Source organism: Amycolatopsis sp. NPDC028719 (genome assembly GCF_055565395.1).
The window spans coordinates 396,728-413,356 of record NZ_JBVHUL010000003.1 but is presented as its reverse complement, the minus strand read 5'-3'; the positions used below and the strand labels follow the sequence as shown (position 1 = coordinate 413,356).

The 16,629-nt window shown below is 72.2% G+C and carries 17 protein-coding genes; 12 read left to right on the top strand and 5 right to left on the bottom strand.

Features of this window, described 5'->3' with window-relative positions:
- Window positions 1–211: 211 nt before the first annotated feature.
- Window positions 212–1,144: a ferritin-like domain-containing protein gene (locus ACZ4TR_RS15825; RefSeq protein WP_465287701.1), complete on the bottom strand. Its 933-nt coding sequence runs from the start codon at window positions 1,142–1,144 to the stop codon at window positions 212–214.
- 112 nt (window positions 1,145–1,256) lie between these two features.
- Between ACZ4TR_RS15825 and rimP the strand changes: the two genes are divergently transcribed.
- From rimP to ACZ4TR_RS15790, 7 genes are all read left to right on the top strand, one after another.
- Entirely contained in the window at window positions 1,257–1,790 is a 534-nt protein-coding gene (gene rimP / locus ACZ4TR_RS15820) for a ribosome maturation factor RimP (RefSeq protein ID WP_364526568.1), read from the top strand.
- Window positions 1,787–2,833 carry a transcription termination factor NusA gene (nusA, locus tag ACZ4TR_RS15815; protein WP_285480443.1) on the top strand — a complete coding sequence of 349 codons (1,047 nt, stop codon included), beginning with the start codon at window positions 1,787–1,789 and terminating at the stop codon, window positions 2,831–2,833. The genes rimP and nusA overlap by 4 nt, the downstream gene beginning before the upstream one ends.
- 77 nt (window positions 2,834–2,910) lie before the next feature.
- Complete coding sequence (locus ACZ4TR_RS15810; RefSeq protein ID WP_364526566.1) at window positions 2,911–3,228, top strand: YlxR family protein; 318 nt, start codon at window positions 2,911–2,913, stop codon at window positions 3,226–3,228.
- 78 nt (window positions 3,229–3,306) lie between these two features.
- Window positions 3,307–6,303: a translation initiation factor IF-2 gene (gene infB, locus ACZ4TR_RS15805; protein WP_465287700.1), complete on the top strand. Its 2,997-nt coding sequence runs from the start codon at window positions 3,307–3,309 to the stop codon at window positions 6,301–6,303.
- 76 nt (window positions 6,304–6,379) lie between these two features.
- Window positions 6,380–6,673, top strand: a complete 294-nt coding sequence (locus tag ACZ4TR_RS15800; protein ID WP_364526562.1) for a DUF503 domain-containing protein — start codon at window positions 6,380–6,382, stop codon at window positions 6,671–6,673.
- 18 nt (window positions 6,674–6,691) lie between these two features.
- Window positions 6,692–7,168, top strand: coding sequence for a 30S ribosome-binding factor RbfA (gene rbfA, locus ACZ4TR_RS15795; RefSeq protein WP_364526560.1), 477 nt, complete (start codon window positions 6,692–6,694; stop codon window positions 7,166–7,168).
- A 3-nt stretch (window positions 7,169–7,171) separates the two neighbouring features.
- Window positions 7,172–7,996, top strand: coding sequence for an alpha/beta hydrolase (locus ACZ4TR_RS15790; RefSeq protein ID WP_465287699.1), 825 nt, complete (start codon window positions 7,172–7,174; stop codon window positions 7,994–7,996).
- Here the strand turns inward: ACZ4TR_RS15790 and ACZ4TR_RS15785 are convergent.
- Window positions 7,988–8,611, bottom strand: coding sequence for a class I SAM-dependent methyltransferase (locus tag ACZ4TR_RS15785; RefSeq protein ID WP_465287698.1), 624 nt, complete (start codon window positions 8,609–8,611; stop codon window positions 7,988–7,990). The two genes, ACZ4TR_RS15790 and ACZ4TR_RS15785, sit on opposite strands and share 9 nt — an antisense overlap.
- Complete coding sequence (locus ACZ4TR_RS15780; RefSeq protein ID WP_465287697.1) at window positions 8,608–9,150, bottom strand: TetR/AcrR family transcriptional regulator; 543 nt, start codon at window positions 9,148–9,150, stop codon at window positions 8,608–8,610. Before ACZ4TR_RS15780 ends, ACZ4TR_RS15785 begins: the two co-directional genes overlap by 4 nt.
- A gap of 175 nt (window positions 9,151–9,325) precedes the next feature.
- Here ACZ4TR_RS15780 and ACZ4TR_RS15775 point away from each other — a divergent pair, with 175 nt between their 5' ends.
- Both ACZ4TR_RS15775 and ACZ4TR_RS15770 read left to right on the top strand, forming a co-directional pair.
- Window positions 9,326–9,556 carry a hypothetical protein gene (locus ACZ4TR_RS15775; RefSeq protein ID WP_364526552.1) on the top strand — a complete coding sequence of 77 codons (231 nt, stop codon included), beginning with the start codon at window positions 9,326–9,328 and terminating at the stop codon, window positions 9,554–9,556.
- 20 nt (window positions 9,557–9,576) lie between these two features.
- On the top strand, window positions 9,577–10,725 hold the full coding sequence (locus ACZ4TR_RS15770) for an SPFH domain-containing protein (RefSeq protein WP_364526550.1): 1,149 nt from the start codon (window positions 9,577–9,579) through the stop codon (window positions 10,723–10,725).
- A gap of 27 nt (window positions 10,726–10,752) precedes the next feature.
- On the opposite strand, the gene ACZ4TR_RS15765 is transcribed toward ACZ4TR_RS15770, so the two are convergent.
- Window positions 10,753–11,784, bottom strand: a complete 1,032-nt coding sequence (locus ACZ4TR_RS15765) for a TRM11 family SAM-dependent methyltransferase (protein ID WP_465287696.1) — start codon at window positions 11,782–11,784, stop codon at window positions 10,753–10,755.
- Between the two features lie 25 nt (window positions 11,785–11,809).
- Between ACZ4TR_RS15765 and ACZ4TR_RS15760 the strand changes: the two genes are divergently transcribed.
- Both ACZ4TR_RS15760 and ACZ4TR_RS15755 read left to right on the top strand, forming a co-directional pair.
- Window positions 11,810–12,799, top strand: coding sequence for a DHH family phosphoesterase (locus ACZ4TR_RS15760; RefSeq protein WP_465287695.1), 990 nt, complete (start codon window positions 11,810–11,812; stop codon window positions 12,797–12,799).
- Between the two features lie 161 nt (window positions 12,800–12,960).
- Complete coding sequence (locus ACZ4TR_RS15755; protein WP_465288117.1) at window positions 12,961–14,280, top strand: MATE family efflux transporter; 1,320 nt, start codon at window positions 12,961–12,963, stop codon at window positions 14,278–14,280.
- 25 nt (window positions 14,281–14,305) lie between these two features.
- On the opposite strand, the gene ACZ4TR_RS15750 is transcribed toward ACZ4TR_RS15755, so the two are convergent.
- Window positions 14,306–15,091 carry an SDR family oxidoreductase gene (locus tag ACZ4TR_RS15750; RefSeq protein ID WP_465287694.1) on the bottom strand — a complete coding sequence of 262 codons (786 nt, stop codon included), beginning with the start codon at window positions 15,089–15,091 and terminating at the stop codon, window positions 14,306–14,308.
- Window positions 15,092–15,284: 193 nt separating this feature from the next.
- Between ACZ4TR_RS15750 and ACZ4TR_RS15745 the strand changes: the two genes are divergently transcribed.
- Window positions 15,285–16,610, top strand: a complete 1,326-nt coding sequence (locus ACZ4TR_RS15745; protein ID WP_364526542.1) for an MFS transporter — start codon at window positions 15,285–15,287, stop codon at window positions 16,608–16,610.
- The last annotated feature ends 19 nt before the right edge of the window (window positions 16,611–16,629 follow it).

The window sequence follows — 16,629 nt, the reverse complement described above, 5'->3', positions numbered from 1 at the left end:
CTTGGCGGGGGGCGGTTGGTTTGTGTTTTTGTTTATGCGTCTCTTTTTTTTTTTTTTTTTTTTTTGTGGTTCCCCCCCCCCCCCCTTTTTTTTTTTTTCCCCCCCCCCCCCCCCCCCGCCACATTGGGTGCGTCCCACGCAACCAACGCCACATTGGGGCGCTGGACCCGGCCGCGACGCGGTGAACGAGTCGTTCACCGCATCCGAAAGCTCAGCTCGCCTGGCCGGGCATCGCGATCGCGACCGGCTTCTCGCCCGCCTCCGACCGCCACGGCGTCCCGCGCCGCGCAGCCGCCACCAAAGCGTGCAGCGCCGTCGTGCGCAGGGCCGCGTCGTCGGTGTGGTTCACCACCGCGAGCCACGCCGACGCGCAGTCGGCCTCGGCCGTCGCGACCACCAGGGACGCCGACTTCGCGTCCGTCACCGGCTTCTTCGGCACGTACGCCGCTTCGGGCGCGACAGGCGTCGCCCCGGAGGCGGACAGCATCGTCTGCAGCAGGTCGCGGCGCACCGCGTGCTCCGCCGCCCCGGCCTTCTCGGCGTCGCCGAAGTCGCCCGGCAGGAACGCGCTGACCAGCCCGTACACCCAGACGGCGGCGTGCTCGGCGGCGAGCGCGGTCTGCAGCGGGTCCACCGCCTCCGCTGGCACGGCCGTGGTGGTCCCGGCGGGCGCCGGGGCGTCCTCGCCGGGGCCCAGGGCCGGGGCGGTGCGCTGGAGCGCCGCGCAGCCCGCCGCCACCGCCGCGACGAGCCCGGCGCGGTAGCGCGGCAGCCCGCCGACGAGGTCCTCGGCCTGCTTGCGCGCCGTCGCCAGCCGTTCCTTGAAGTCGCCCAGGGCGGCCGGTGCCGGGGGTGCCGGCGACGACGACGGCCGGGGCCGGTTCAGCCGGTCCACTTCGGACTTCAGCGCGGCCGCGTGGGCCGCGCGCGCGTCGGCGAGCTGGCCGGCCGCGTCGGCGTCGCCGCCCTTGGCCAGCGCTCGCGCGGCGGCGGCGTCCGCCTCGGCGGCGGCCAGCAGCGGCTGGAGCGGGTCGGGGCTCTCGTCGTAGCCGGGCCCGCACGCGGCCAGGGGGACGGCCAGCGCGGCCAGCGCCCCCGCGCGGAGGGCGGCACGACGGGTCAGGTCGGTCGGTCTTCCGGTCACGTCGGCCCATCCTGCCAGGCCCCCGGGCGCCCCCGCCGCTCGCGCGGGGTGAGCGGGCGACCGGATAAGCTGGTCCACCACCGACCCGAACCTTGAACGAGGAGAGCCCCACGTGCCAGGAGAACTCGCCAGCCGGCTTCAGCCGATAGTGGCCGAAGCCGTCACCGCCGCGGGTTTCGACCTCGACTCGTTCGAGGTGCAGCAGGCCGGCCGGCGGCAGCTGGTCAAGGTCGTCGTCGACTCCGACGACGGTGTCGGGCTGGACGAGATCGCCGAGGTCAGCCGCAAGGTCTCGGCGACGCTCGACGAGAACGAGCACGTGCTCGCGAGCGCGTACACGCTGGAAGTCACCTCGCCGGGCCTCGACCGCCCGCTCACCCAGCCGCGCCACTGGCGGCGCGCGCGGTACCGCTTGGTGAAGGTCTCGCCGGTCGAAGGCGCGCCCTTCGTGGGCCGGGTCGGTCACGCGGGCGCGGACGCCGCCCGCGTCCTCGCGGGCGGCAAGATCCGCGACGTCCGCTACGCCGGCGTGGCGAAGGCGGTCATCGAGATCGAGTTCAAGCAGCCGCCCGCCGAGGAACTGAAACTGCTCGAAGACGACGCGTCCGGCATCATCGCCGCCGAGACGGAGAAGGGGTCGAAGTGAACGTCGACATCGCCGCGCTGCGGGCGATCGAACGGGACAAGGACATCCCCTTCGAAACGGTGATCGAGGCCATCGAAACGGCCTTGCTCACCGCGTACAAGCACACCGAGGGCCACCAGCCGCACGCCCGCATCGACATCGACCGCAAGACGGGCCTCGTGCGCGTGCTCGCCCGCACGCTGACCCACGACGGCGAGACCGACGAGGAGTGGGACGACACCCCCGAGGGCTTCGGCCGGATCGCCGCCACCACCGCGCGCCAGGTCATCCTGCAGCGGCTGCGCGACGCCGAGCACGAGAAGACCTTCGGCGAGTTCTCCACCAAGGAGGGCGAGATCGTCGCCGGCGTGATCCAGCGCGACGCCCGCGCCAACGCCCGCGGCATGGTCGTGGTCCAGGTGGGGGACACCGAGGGCGTGCTGCCCTCGGCGGAGCAGGTGGCCGGCGAGTCGTACGAGCACGGCAGCCGGATCAAGGCGTACGTGGTCACCGTCTCGCGCGGCAACCGCGGTCCGCAGATCACGCTCTCGCGCTCGCACCCGAACCTCGTGCGCAAGCTGTTCGCGCTGGAGGTCCCGGAGATCGCCGACGGGACGGTCGAGATCGCCGCCGTCGCGCGCGAGCCGGGGCACCGCACGAAGATCGCCGTGAAGTCCACCGTGGCGGGCGTCAACGCCAAGGGCGCCTGCATCGGCCCGGTCGGCGCTCGCGTGCGCAACGTGATGAGCGAACTGGCCGGTGAGAAGATCGACATCATCGACTACTCCGAGGATCCGGCCCGCTTCGTCGGGAATGCGCTGTCGCCCGCGAAGGTTGTTTCCGTACGAGTAGTCGACGAGCGGGCGAAGACCGCCCGTGTCGTGGTGCCGGACTTCCAGCTGTCGCTGGCGATCGGCAAGGAGGGCCAGAACGCCCGCCTCGCCGCCCGTCTGACCGGCTGGCGGATCGACATCCGCAGCGACGCCGCACCGGCGGACGACGAGGGTGATCAAGACCACGCCCGTCCATCGCGGCCCGCCGCGACAACCGGTTCGGCTGAGTGAATGTCGAAGCGCTAGACTCAGGAGTGGTTCAACGCCCGCGGCGGGTAGCCGAGCACCAGCCCCACCGGAATCTTCCGGTGCGGACTTGTGTCGGCTGCAAGCGGCGGGCATTGATCGGTGAGCTGTTGCGCGTGGTCGCGGTGGCCGGGCAGGTGGTCGTCGACGAGCGTCGGCGGCTGCCGGGCCGGGGAGCTTGGCTGCACCCCGATCCGGACTGCCTGGCCAAGGCCGAACGGCGGCGAGCCTTCCCGAGAGCCTTGCGGGCTCCCGGGGCGCTCGACGTCCGCGAGGTTCGCGAACACGTCGGGCGCACCACTTCGCACCACGAAGCCGGGACGTACCCGGCTTCGCGAGGAACCAAGGAAGCAGGTCGACCCGTCATGAGTCAGCCGTGAAGCTGAAGCCATGAGCGTCAGACAATAAGGACGAGGTCAGCGGGTCATCCGCCTGGCCTCCCCTAGATGAGGAGAGCTGTGCCAGGCAAGGCCCGCGTACACGAGCTCGCTAAGGAGCTCGGCATCACCAGCAAGGACGTTCTCGCCAAGTTGAAGGAACAGGGCGAGTTCGTGAAGTCCGCGTCGTCCACGGTCGAGGCGCCCGTCGCCCGCCGTCTCCGCGACGCGTACGCGCCCAAGGGCGCCAAGAAGCCCGCACCCACCCCCGGCCCGTCGGCGCGCCCCGGGCCCCCGGCCGCCAAGCCGGGCGCTCCCGCGCCCAAGCCCGCGTCGCCCGCTCCCCAGCAGCAGGCGCCCGCGGCGAAGGCCGCCCCCGCGGCGGCCCCGCAGCAGCAGGCACCGGCCTCGAAGCCGGCCGCCGCACCGGCCGCGCGTCCCGCGGGTCCCGGCCCGCGGCCCGGCCCGCGTCAGCAGCCGGCCGCGCCCGCTCCCGAGGAGCAGGTCCCGGCGGCGAAAGCCGAGGCGCCCGCCGCACCCAAGCAGGACACCCCGGCCGCGCCTTCGGGCAACACCGGCTCGGTCGTCCCGCCGAAGCCGCAGGGCCCCAAGCCCGGCGGCCCGAAGCCCGGTCCGCGCACCCCGCGGGTCGGCAACAACCCGTTCGGCGTCGGTTCCGGCGCCCCGCCGCGTCCGCAGGGCCCGCGCCCGGGTGGCGGCCAGGGCGGCGACAACCGCCCGCCGCGTCCCGGTGGCGGTCAGGGTGCCGGTGACCGTCCGGCCCCGCGTCCCGGTGGTGGCGCCGGTGGCAACCGGCCGAGCCCGGGCAACATGCCCCCGCGGCCGAACCCCGGCATGATGCCGGGCCGCACGCAGCGTCCCGCCGGTCCCGGTGGCGGCGCCCGCGGTGGTCCCGGTGGCGGCGCGCGTGGCGGCCCTGGTGGCGGCGCGCGTGGCGGTCCCGGTGGCGGCGGCGGCGGTTTCCGCGGCGGTCCCGGTGGCGGTGGCGGCGGCGGTGGCTTCCGCGGCGGCCCCGGTGGCGGCGGCGGCGCCGGCGGCGGTTTCCGCCCGGGTGGCGGCACCGGTGCCCCGGCGGGCGGCGGCGGTTTCCGTGGCGGCGGCGGTGGCCGTGGTGGCCCCGGTGGCCGTGGCGGTACCGCGGGTGCCTTCGGGCGCCCGGGTGGTCCCTCGCGCAAGGGCCGCAAGTCGAAGCGGCAGAAGCGCCAGGAGTACATGGACAACATGCAGGCGCCCAGCGTCGGCGGCGTCCGCTTGCCCAAGGGGCAGGGCGAGACGATCCGGCTGCCGCGGGGTGCTTCGCTGACCGACTTCGCCGAGAAGATCGACGCCAACCCGGCTTCGCTGGTGCAGGTGCTCTTCCACCTCGGCGAGATGGTCACCGCGACGCAGTCCGTGTCGGACGACATCCTCGAGCTGCTCGGCGGCGAAATGAACTACACGGTTCAGGTCGTCTCGCCGGAGGAAGAGGACCGCGAGCTGCTGGAGACCTTCGACATCACCTACGGCGACGACGCGGGTGGCGAAGAGGATCTGCAGGTCCGGCCGCCGGTCGTGACCATCATGGGTCACGTCGACCACGGTAAGACCCGACTGCTCGACACGATCCGGAAGACGAAGGTCCGCGAGAGCGAGGCCGGCGGCATCACGCAGCACATCGGTGCGTACCAGATCGAGACCGAGCTCGAGGGCAACCCGCGCCTGATCACCTTCATCGACACCCCGGGTCACGAGGCGTTCACCGCCATGCGTGCCCGTGGTGCCAACTCGACCGACATCGCGGTGATCGTGGTGGCGGCCGACGACGGTGTGATGCCGCAGACGGTCGAGGCGATCAACCACGCGCAGGCCGCCAAGGCCCCGATCGTGGTCGCGATCAACAAGATCGACAAGGAAGGCGCGAACCCGGACAAGATCCGGCAGCAGCTGACCGAGTACGGCCTGGTCGCCGAGGAGTACGGCGGCGACACGATGTTCGTCGAGATCTCCGCGCGGCAGAACATCAACATCGATGGTCTGCTCGAGGCGATCCTGCTGACCGCCGACGCCGCTCTGGACCTCCGGGCCAACCCGGACATGGAGGCCCAGGGTGTCGCGATCGAGGCCCACCTCGACCGCGGCCGCGGCCCGGTGGCCACCGTCCTGGTCCAGCGCGGCACGCTGCGCGTCGGTGACTCGGTCGTGGCGGGTGACGCCTACGGCCGCGTCCGCCGGATGGTCGACGAGCACAACGTCGACGTCACCGAGGCGCTCCCGTCGCGTCCCGTCCAGGTCATCGGGTTCACCTCGGTGCCGGGTGCGGGCGACACCTTCCTGGTGGTCGACGAGGACCGCGTCGCCCGGCAGATCGCCGAGCGCCGCGCCGCTCGTACGCGCAACGCGCTCAACGCGTCGCGCCGCAAGCGGGTCAGCCTCGAGGACCTCGACTCCGCCTTGAAGGAGACGAACAGCCTCAACCTGATCATCAAGGGTGACAACTCGGGCACCGTCGAGGCCCTCGAAGCCTCGCTGCTGCAGCTGGACGTCGGCGACGAGGTCGAGCTGAACGTGGTCCACCGCGGTGTCGGTGGCGTGACCGAGTCGGACATCGACCTGGCGACCGCGTCCGACGCGATCGTCCTCGGGTTCAACGTCCGCGCCCAGGGCAAGGCGACCGAGCGGGCCACCCGCGAGGGCGTCGACGTCCGGTACTACACGGTCATCTACCAGGCGATCGACGAGATCGAGCAGGCCCTCAAGGGCATGCTCAAGCCGGAGTACGAAGAGGTCGAGCTGGGCCGCGCGGAGGTCCGCGAGGTCTTCAAGTCCTCCAAGATCGGCACGATCGCGGGTTGCCTGGTCATGTCCGGCGAGATCCGGCGCAACGCGCGCGCCCGGCTGCTGCGCGACGGCACCGTCGTCGCGGAGAACCTGCCGATCAGCTCGCTGCGGCGGTTCAAGGACGACGTGGTCGAGGTCCGCGAGGGCTACGAGTGCGGTCTGACGCTCGGTTCGTACGGCGACCTGAAGGTCGGCGACCTGATCGAGACGTACGAGCAGCGCGAGAAGCCGCGAGCGTAATGCGGTTGAGCCCGGGTGTGCGGTTCCGCACCGCACACCCGGGCTTTCGCTCCCTACGACACCACCTCATTTGCCTATGTTCGTCGGAGCCCTTGAGCTCGACATCCTGCTCGGCGACGTTCATTCGCTGAAGCAGAAGCGATCCGTGGTCCGTCCGGTGCTGGCCGAGGTGCGCAAGCGCTTCGCCGTGTCGGTGGCCGAAGCCGGGCACACCGACCTGCACCGCCGGACCCTCATCGGGGTGGCCGTGGTCGCCGAAGGTGGCGAGCACGTCCGTGACGTGCTCGACTCGTGTGAGCGGTACGTGGCGAGCAGGCCGGAGTTCGAACTGATCTCCGCCCACCGCCGACTGCTCGGCCCAGACGATTAGACCTTTCTAGGAGAAGACATGGCTGATCCTGCTCGGGCTCGCAAGCTCGCCAAGCGGATCTCGCAGATCGTCGCGTCGGCGATCGAACACGAGGTCAAGGACTCCCGGCTGGACTACGTGACCATCACGGACACGAAGGTCACCGGCGACCTGCACGACGCCACGGTGTACTACACGGTGCTCGGCGAGAAGCTGGATGTCCCCCCGGACTTCACCGGCGCCGCCCTCGCGCTCGAATCGGCGCGCGGGATGCTCCGCACGAAGGTCGGGCAGGGCACCGGGGTCCGCTACACGCCGACGCTGACGTTCGTGGCCGACACGATCCCCGAGGAGTCGAAGCGGATCGAGGACCTGCTCGCGAAGGCCCGCGAGGCCGACGCGGAGGTCGCGCGCCGCTCGGCGGGAGCCCAGCACGCGGGTGAGCCCGACCCGTACAAGGCGCCCCGCGAAGCCGAGGACGACGACGAGCTCGCGGAGGAGGAGAGCCGGGGCTGACCCGTGCTCTCCCGCCGCGGCCTGCTCGCCGGCAGCGCGCTCGCGCTGCTGGCGGGCTGTTCGTCGTCCCCATCCGGGCCGCCTCCCGGTCCGCCGCCGGTGCCGGTCCCGACCGGTCCGGCACCTTTGTCCGACCCGGTGACGGTCCAGCGCATGCGCTCGGCCGCCCGCGGCACGGACGTCGACCTGGTCCTGATCACCCCTGAAGGCGTCCCGTCGTCGGGGCTGCCGGTGTGCCTGGCGTTGCACGGCCGCGGCGCCCGCGCGCGGACCTTCCTCGAACTGGGCGTCCCCGCGGCGTTGACGGCTGCCGTGCGCGCGGGTGTCCCGCCGTTCGCGGTTGCCGCGGTCGACGGTAACCACTATTGGGTCGACGTCGGTTCCGATGACGACCCGCAGCGGATGCTCACCGACGAAGTCCCCGGCTGGCTGGCGGGCCGCGATCTGCGGCCGGCGTCGGCGGTGTTCGGCATTTCCATGGGCGGCTTCGGCGCGCTGCGGTTCGCCCGCGCCCACCCGGACCTGAAGGCCGTCGCGACGGCGAGTGCGGCCCTGTTCGTCAGCTGGCCGGACGCCCGCAGCCGCAAGGTGTTCGCCGATGAAGACAACTGGCGTGCCGAAGAACCGTTGCTGCACACGGGAGAACTGCGCGCGGCCTCGCTCGGCGTCTGGTGCGGCGAGTCGGATCCGTTCCTGGGCGCGGACCGGAAGCTGGTGAAAGCGGTGAGCCCGGCGGTGTCGAGGTTCTCCCCGGGCAAGCACGACGACGAGTACTGGCGCGGGATCCTGCCGGACGTCCTGAAGTTCGTGGGACAGCGGCTAAGCTGACGCGCGGGCGAACAGGATCGCTTGCGACACCTTGTTTTCCGGGTTCAGCGCCCACTCCGCCTCGATCGTGAACCCGGCCGCCCGCACCCGCTTGGCCAGCCACCACGGCTGCCGGAGGTGGACGTGGACCCGCATCGGGTGCCCGCCGTAGCCTTCGGTCTTCAGCCGCGTTCCCGCGCCTACGTGGTAGCCGATCACCAGCAGCCCGCCCGGCCGCAGCACGCGCCGGAAGTGCCCGAGGGCGACCGGGACGTCGTCGTCCGGGACGTGGATCAGCGACCAGGACGCCAGCACGCCCGCCATCGACGCGTCGGGCAGCGGCAGGTCGGTCATCGAGCCCACCTCGAACCGCGGTCCCGAGTGCGCCCGGCGCGCGATGCCGATCATCGCCGGGGAGAGGTCGATGCCGGTGGCGTCGACGCCCAGCGAGTGCAGGTACGCCGTGAAGTACCCCGGGCCGCAGCCGACGTCCACCGCCGGGCCGCCGACCTCGGACGCGAACAGCGTGAGCGCCGCCCGCAGGTACGGCTGCTCGTCGAGAGCGCCCGCCATGAACTCGGCGTAGCTTTCCGCCACCGTGTCGTACGACGTGCGGGTGTCCGCGAGCCAGGTCATCGCGCGCGCAGCCCGTCGAGGACCATGCCGAGCGCGCGCCGCCAGCCGGGGGTCGCCGTCGCCGCGGCGAACACGATCGCCAGGTCTTCGCCGCGGAAGTCCGGCCGCAACGCCCCGGCCTCCTGGGCGCGGGTGATGATCCGGTGGATCCGGGAACCATTGCCGCGCTTGGCCTTCTCCAGTCCGGACGCCGGGTCGAAGGACCGCGAGCAGATCTCGGTGAAGCCGCGGTCGCTGACCTGCATCAGGACCGACCGTTCGAGGAAGAGCACGAAACCGTCCCAGGGGTCGTCGACGGCGAGGGCTTCTTCGAGGACGGCCTTCGCTTCTTCCATCGCCGGCAGGAACGCGGCCTCGACGAGGTCGGCCCGCGTCGGGAACCGGTTGTAGAGCGTGCCGATCGCGACCTCGGCGCGGCGCGCGATCTCGTCGAGCGGGGCGTCGACGCCCTTGGCGCCGAACACCTCCCGCGCGGCCGCGACCAGCGCCTCCCGGTTGCGCCGGGCGTCCGCGCGCAGGGGGCGTTGCTCGACCGTCACGGCCCGGAGTATAGCCAAGCCGGCGCCCGTCCCGGGTTCTTCACGCCCGGGCGGCCCGTCCGGTTGCCTCCTGATCGGAACCTCACAGTGCCGCGCCGCCGCGTCCGCCGGGAGCACAATGGGGTGAGCGGGGCGGTCCCCGCACCGAGGCAGCCCACCGAGGGGAGGTCGGCCCGTGCACTCCGATCTCTCGCCGTCGGGCCGGACGGGAGTCCTCCTGGTCGGAACCCGCGGGCAGCGGGGTCCCGGTGAGGTGCTGATCAGGATCCGGGGTGGCTTGGAAACCTTCCTGGCCTGGTCCGACACGGAACTGCCGAAGGGGACGACCGTGCTGGTCGTCGAAACCCGCGGACAGCGCACGGTCGACGTCGTGGCGTGGGACGTCCCGGAACCCACTTCCTCCTGATGTTCGTCTAAGGACAGTCGATGTTCGGTTATCGCGTTCCGGCTCCCAACGAGGCGATGCTCATCTCCGGCGGCAAGAACAGCAAAGGCGCGTCGCCGTTCCGGGTCGTCATCGGGCACGGCGCCTTCGTCATGCCGGTCTTCCGGAAGGTCCGGTTCCTGACGCTTTCCATGTGCGAGGCCGAAGTGACCGAAGTGTGCGTCACGAAACAGGCCATCGCCCTGACCGTGCGGGCGGTGATCGCGTTCAAGGTCGGCAACGACACCGAGAGCATCGTCAACGCCGGCCAGCGGTTCCTCGCCGACCAGGACCAGATGTCCGTGCTGACCGGCCGGATCTTCTCCGGTCACCTGCGCTCGATCATCGGGTCGATGACCGTCGAGGAGATCATCACCGAACGGCAGAAGCTCGCGACCGAGGTGCTGGACGGCTCGGCGGTGGAGATGGCGAAGATCGGCCTCTCCGTCGACGCGCTGCAGATCCAGTCGATCGACGACATGAAGCTCGGCTACATCGCCGCGATGGCCGCGCCGCACAACGCCGCGATCCAGCGGGACGCCCAGATCGCCCAGGCCGTGGCGAACAAGGCCGCGGCCGAGGCCGAGCAGGAGTCGCAGCGGACGCAGGCGGAGTACGCGCGGCAGACGTCGATCGTGCAGGCGCAGTACCGCGCCGAGGTCGAGGCGGCTCAGGCCGAGGCCGCCCAGGCCGGGCCGCTCGCGCAGGCGAAGGCGCAGCAGGAGGTCGTCGACGCGCGCACCGAGCTGGCCCAGCGCGAGGCCGAGCTGCGGCAGCAGCAGCTGGTGGCCGAGGTCATCAAGCCGGCCGACGCGGAGGCCGAGCGGATCCGCATCCTGGCGCTGGCCGACGCGGAGAAGATGCGCGTGCAGGCGGAGGCGGCCGCGTCGAACAACCGGGTCGCGCTTGACCGGATGCTCATCGACCAGCTGCCGCAGATCGTCAAGGAAGCCGGGCGCGGGCTGGCCGGCGCGAACGTCAACATCCTCAACGGCGCCGACGGCCTCGGTGAGATGGCCGCGGGACTCGTCGGCCAGGGTCTGTCCATCTTGGACTCGGTGAAGCGCGGCCTGACCACGCCGCCGCCGGCTCCCACCGGAGCCCCGGAGGAGAACGGGCAGGCGCCGGTGAAGGGCGAGCTCACCCAGTAGCGCTTTGTCGACTCAGGCTCTGTCGGCTCAAGACGCGGGCTTCACCGCGACGACCAGGTCACGCAGGATGGCCTGGTCGACCCGGTGGGTGAACTCCGCCCACGGCCCGCCTTCGCGGACGTCGAGCCCGGCCTTGCGCAGCACCTCGACGAGTTCCTCGCGCGGCAGCACGGTGGTGTTCCAGGAGATGCCGAGCGCGCCGCCGGGGCGCAGCACCCGCGTCCAGATCGGGACGGCCGCCGCGAGCAGGTCGCGCGGGCTGCGCTGCAGGCCGGCTTCGCGGTGGCTGCCGTGCTGCACGCCGTACGGCGCGTCGGTGACGATCACGTCGCAGGAGTTCGCCCGCAGCACCTCGTCGGTGGTCAGCGTGTCGGCCTGGAAGTAGGTGAGCTTGCGCGTGTCGCCGGTTTTGTAGTCTTCCTTGTTCAGCGCGTACTCGATGTCGAGCCGGCGCCCGAGGCGGACCTTGTTGCGCCGCAGCTGTCCCGAGTCGGCGGTGTGCTTGACGCGCTTGTTGCGCAGCCACGTCTTGATGAACGCTTCGTAGGCCTCGAAGTCCTTGGCGTCGACGTCCAGGCCGGTGGCGTGCAGGCCGTACATGATCGCCTGGTTGAGCGTGGTGCCGCGGCCGCACAGCGGGTCGAGCAGGTACTTCGGCCGGTCCGAAAAGGGCTCCGCGGTGGCCAGCAGCGTGACGTTCAGCAAGAGTTTGGTGAACGACTCGTTGGTCTTGCCGGCGTACTTCTGGATGGTCAGCAGGTCCGAGTCGGCCTTCGCCAGCGGCGTCACGGTGACCGGGCGCAGGACGCCGTCACCCAGCTCGAACAGCGCGTACAGCGACGACAGGTTCGACAGCAGCGCGAGGTCGCTCTCGCCCAGGGGTGCCGAGCTGGTGAAGCGCACGTAGCCGACGCCGCCGAGCTCGACCTCCTCGATCCCGGACAGCTCGGCCGATAGAGCCGCGCCGAAGATCGCCAGCTCGGCGCGCAGCAGCGCGGGGGAGGAGGCGGCGTAGACCCGGTTGGCGGACGGGTGGACCAGGATCACGTACTCAGGCATCCCGCAGAGCGTAGCGTGACGCACCGTGACTCCTACTTTGGCGCAGGACATCCGGGACGCGGCGGCGCTGCTCGCGTCGGCCACCGACGTGACGGTGCTCGGCCACGTCCGCCCGGACGCGGACGCCCTCGGCAGCGCGCTCGCCCTCGGCCGGGCGCTGCACCGGCGTGGCGCTCGCGTCCGCGTCTCGTTCGGCGAGCCCGACGAGGCCCCGGAGACACTGCGGTGGCTCGACGAAGACGGCCTGCTGACCCACCCCGACGACCTGCCGGACACCGAAGCGCTGCTGGTCTGCGTCGACACGCCGGTGCCGAAGCGGCTGGGCCGGCTCGCCGGGCGCGTCGAGCTCGCGGGCTCGGTGCTGGTGATCGACCACCACGCGACCAACACGTTCTACGGCGGCTGCAACGTCGTCGACGAGTCCGCCGAGGCCAGCGCGATCCTGGTGTTCCGGATCCTGGACGCGATGGGTGTCGAGCTCGACGAACCGATCGCGCGCGGGATCTACGCGGGGATCGTCACCGACACGAGCGGGTTCCGGCGGGCCAGCCCCGAGACGCACCGGATGGCGGCGAGGTTGCTGGAGGCGGGCGTCGACGCCGAAGCGGTGGTGCGCCGGATCGTCGACGAGCGGCCGTTCACGTGGCTGCCGATGCTGGCGTCCGTGCTGCGCGAGGCCGAGCTGGAGCCGGAAGCCGCACAGGGGCGGGGTTTCGTGCACGCGGTGGTCCGCGTCGACGCGGCGCGGACGGTGCGCGGCGAAGAGGTCGAGTCGGTGATCGACGTCGTCCGCTCGGTGCGCGAGGCGGCCGTCGCGGCGGTGCTCAAACAGGACCTGACCAACCCGGCCCAGTGGCAGATTTCGTTGCGCTCCACCGGCATCGACGTGTCGGCGGTGGCCTCGGAGTTCGGCGGCGGCGGGCACCGGCAGGCCGCGGGCTGCACGATCGCGGGCAGCGCGGAGGAGGTCCTGGCCGGGTTGCGGGCGGCGCTGGAGCGGGCACCGCTGCTGTGACCGCGGCCGGTCTGGTCGCCGGTTGCAGTGAATGACTCATTTACTGCGTCCGGCGCCAGGAATGGGTCATTCACTGCATCGGGCCCGCGCGTCAGCGGCCCGCGGCGCGGGCTTCCCACCGGCCGGAACTGTCGGTGCCGGCGGTTAGAGTCCGGTTCGTGGTGAACGTGGAGGAGACGGAGCGGATCCCGGCGAAGCGCGTGCTCGGCCTGGCCGTGCCCGCGCTGGGGGTGCTGGCCGCCGAGCCGTTGTACGTGCTGGTCGACACCGCGGTGGTCGGCCACCTCGGCGCGCTGCCGCTGGCCGGGCTCGCGCTCGGCGGCGTCGTGCTGGCGCAGGTGTCGAGCCAGCTGACGTTCCTGTCGTACGGCACGACCTCGCGCACCGCCCGGCTGCACGGCGCCGGCCGCCGGGCCGACGCCGTCCGCGAGGGCGTGCAGGCGACGTGGCTCGCGGTGTTCGTCGGGCTCTTCGTGCTGGTCGCCGGGCAGCTGCTGGCCTGGCCGGTCACGCGGGTGCTCTCGGGCAGCGACGAGATCGCGGCCGCCGCGGTGTCGTGGGTGCGGATCGCGTTGTTCGGGGCGCCGCTGATCCTCGTCACCATGGCCGGCAACGGCTGGATGCGCGGGGTGCAGGACGCCGCGAAGCCGTTGCGGTACGTCCTGGCGGGCAACGGGATCTCGGCCGTGCTCTGCCCGGTGCTGGTCTACTGGGCCGGGCTGGGGCTGGAGGGCTCGGCGATCGCGAACGTCGTCGCGCAGGTGATCTCCGCGGCGCTGTTCTTCGCCGCGCTGGTACGCGAGAAAGTCGGCCTCCGGCCCGACTTCAAGGTGATGCGCGCGCAACTCGGCCTCGGCCGCGACCTCGTGCTGCGCAGCCTCGCGTTCCAGGCGTGCTTCATCTCGGCGGCGGCCGTCGCGGCCCGGACGTCGACCGAGGCGGTGGGCGCGCACCAGGTGGTGCTGCAGCTGTGGACGTTCCTGGCGCTGGTGCTGGACTCGGTGGCGATCGCGGCGCAGTCCCTGGTGGGCGCGGCGCTGGGGGCGAACGCGGCGCGGCAGGCGCGCGGGGTCGCCAACCAGATCACCGGGTACGGCCTGCTGCTGGGCTGCTTCCTGGGCGTGGTGTTCGCGGCGTTGTCGTGGGTGCTGCCGCACGTGTTCACGTCCGACCCGGGGGTGCTGGCGGAGATCCCGCACGCGTGGTGGTTCTTCGTGGCGCTGCAGCCGATCGCGGGAGTGGTCTTCGCCCTGGACGGCGTCCTGCTCGGCGCGGGCGACGCGGCCTTCCTCCGCAACGCGACCCTCGGCAGCGCGGCGCTGGGCTTCCTGCCGCTGATCTGGGCGTCCCTGGGCTTCGGCTGGGGCCTGACGGGCATCTGGACCGGCCTGTCCCTGTTCATGGTCCTCCGCCTGGCGTTCGTGCTGGTCCGCTGGCGCTCCGGAAACTGGGCGGTCACCGGCGCAGTCCGCCCCGCCTGACCGTCTGGGTACGCGTGTCGTCCGGTCAGGCTCGGGCTCGGCGGGCGTGCCGGACGCGGCGGTCCACCATCCGCCGCAGGAACGGCGCCGCCAGCGGGCCCAGCGCCGCGAGCAGGGCCACCGCCCGGTCCGGGTACACCGCGTACCGCTCCCGTTCCACCGCCCGGACGATCGCCGACGCCACGGCCTCGGCCGCCATCGGGCGGATCGTCCCGCTGATCGCCGACGTCTCGGCCGGCTTCCAGCGGTTCTCCGCCGCGAGCTGCGGCGTGTCGACGTCCGGCGGGTACACGCACGCGACGTGCACCCCGGCCGGGTCGAGCTCGTCGCGCAGGGCCTCCATCAGCCCCCGCACCGCGAACTTCGCCGGCGCGTACGCCGTGTACCCGTAGATCCCCAGGACCGCGGCCGCCGACGAGATCGCGACGATCGAGCCGCTCCGCCGCCGGACCATCGACGGCGCCACCGCCCGGACCGCGTGCAGCGTCCCGAAGTAGTCGACCTCCACCATCCGCCGGAAGACCTCGTCGTCCAGTTCCAGGAACTCGCCCGGACGCGCCTGGCCCGCGCACGTCACCAGCACGTCGCACGGTCCGGCGGCAGCCTGCAAAGCCGAGAACGCCTCCTCCGCTTCGGCCTGCGACGAGACGTCGGCGACGGCGGTCCGCACCGACGCCCCGCGTGACTTCAACGACACCGAAGCCTTCCGCAGCCGCGATTCGTCCCGCGCCACCAGCGACACCGACGCGCCGCGCGCGGCCAGCGCCGCCGCGGTCGCCAGGCCGATCCCGCTGGACCCGCCCGTGATCACCGCGTGCGCCCCCGTGCAGCCCGGTCACGCCACCACCCCCGAATGTGAAGAACATTCAGATACAACCATGTGGTGAACGCCACCGGGATAACAGCTATGTTTCGTCGTTGCTTAGGCGCTACAAGTAGTAAGGACGGCAGCGCAGGCGTCCGCATGACCAGCACGCCAACCAGCCGAATCCCTGGAGGAACTTGTGCCGCCCGCCACCGGCCGCGCCACCGCCCGGTCCTGGCTCATCTGGCTCGCCGCCGTCACCGTCTACCTCCTCGCGGTCTTCCACCGCACCTCCTTCGGCGTCGCCGGGCTGCAGGCGGCCGAGCGCTTCGGCGTCGGCGCGGCCGCGCTCGGGACGTTCACCGTCCTGCAGGTCGGCGTCTACGCCGCGATGCAGATCCCGACCGGCGTCCTGGTCGACCGCTACGGTCCCCGCCGCGTCCTCACCGTCGCGGTGCTGGTGCTCGGCGCCGGCCAGCTCCTGCTCGGCGTCGCCCACTCCTACGGCCTGGGCCTGCTCGCCCGCGGCGTGCTCGGCCTCGGCGACGCGCTCACCTTCGTCAGCGTGCTGCGCCTGGTCGCCGCCCACTTCCCGGGCCGCCAGTACGCGCTGCTGACGTCGTTCACCGCGGCCGTCGGCTACATCGGCAACCTCGCCGCCACCGTCCCGCTCTCGCTGGTGCTCGACAGCGCCGGCTGGACCCCGACCTTCCTCGCGGTCGGCGCCGTCACCGTCCTCTACACCGTGGTCGTGACGCTCCGGGTCCGCGACGTCCCGGCCGGCACCCCGGAACCCGTCCGCGAAGAAGTCCGCCCGCGCCAGCTCGCGCACCAGGTCGCCGAGGCGTGGCGGACGCCGGGGACGCGCCTGGGCTTCTGGGTCCACTTCAGCACGATGTTCGCGCCCAACGCCCTGACGCTGTTGTGGGGCGTGCCCTGGCTGGTGCAGGGCCAGGGGCAGTCGATGGCCACCGCGAGCGCGCTGCTCACCGTCTTCGTCTTCGGCTCGATGGCCGGCGGCCCGCTGCTCGGCGGCGTGATCGGCCGGTACCCGTCGCTGCGGATGCCGCTGGTCGGCGGGTACATCGGCGGAGCCGCGCTGATCTGGGCGGTGCTGCTGAGCTGGCCCGGGCAGGTGCCGGTGGGGCTGCTGGTGCCCGCGTTCGCCTTCCTCGCCCTCGGCGGCCCGGCGTCGATGATCGGCTTCGCGCTCGCCCGCGACTACAACCCGCTGTCCCGCGTCGGCACGGCGACCGGCGTGGTCAACGTCGGCGGCTTCGTGGCGACGACCATCGCCGCCCTGCTCGTCGGCGTCCTGCTGCAGTGGACCGGCGGGAGCTTCCGGATCTCGCTGCTGGCGATCGTCGCGATCCTGGCGCTGGGCACGTCCCGGCTGCTCGTGTGGTGGCGCCGGACGCGCGCCCACCTGTTCCTGGCCGAAGCCCGCGGCGAGGAGCTGCCGGTGCGCATCACCCGCCGCCGCTGGGACGCCGCGCTCCCGGAAACCCCGATCGTCGCCGCCTGAGACGTCACTTTCCCTAGGA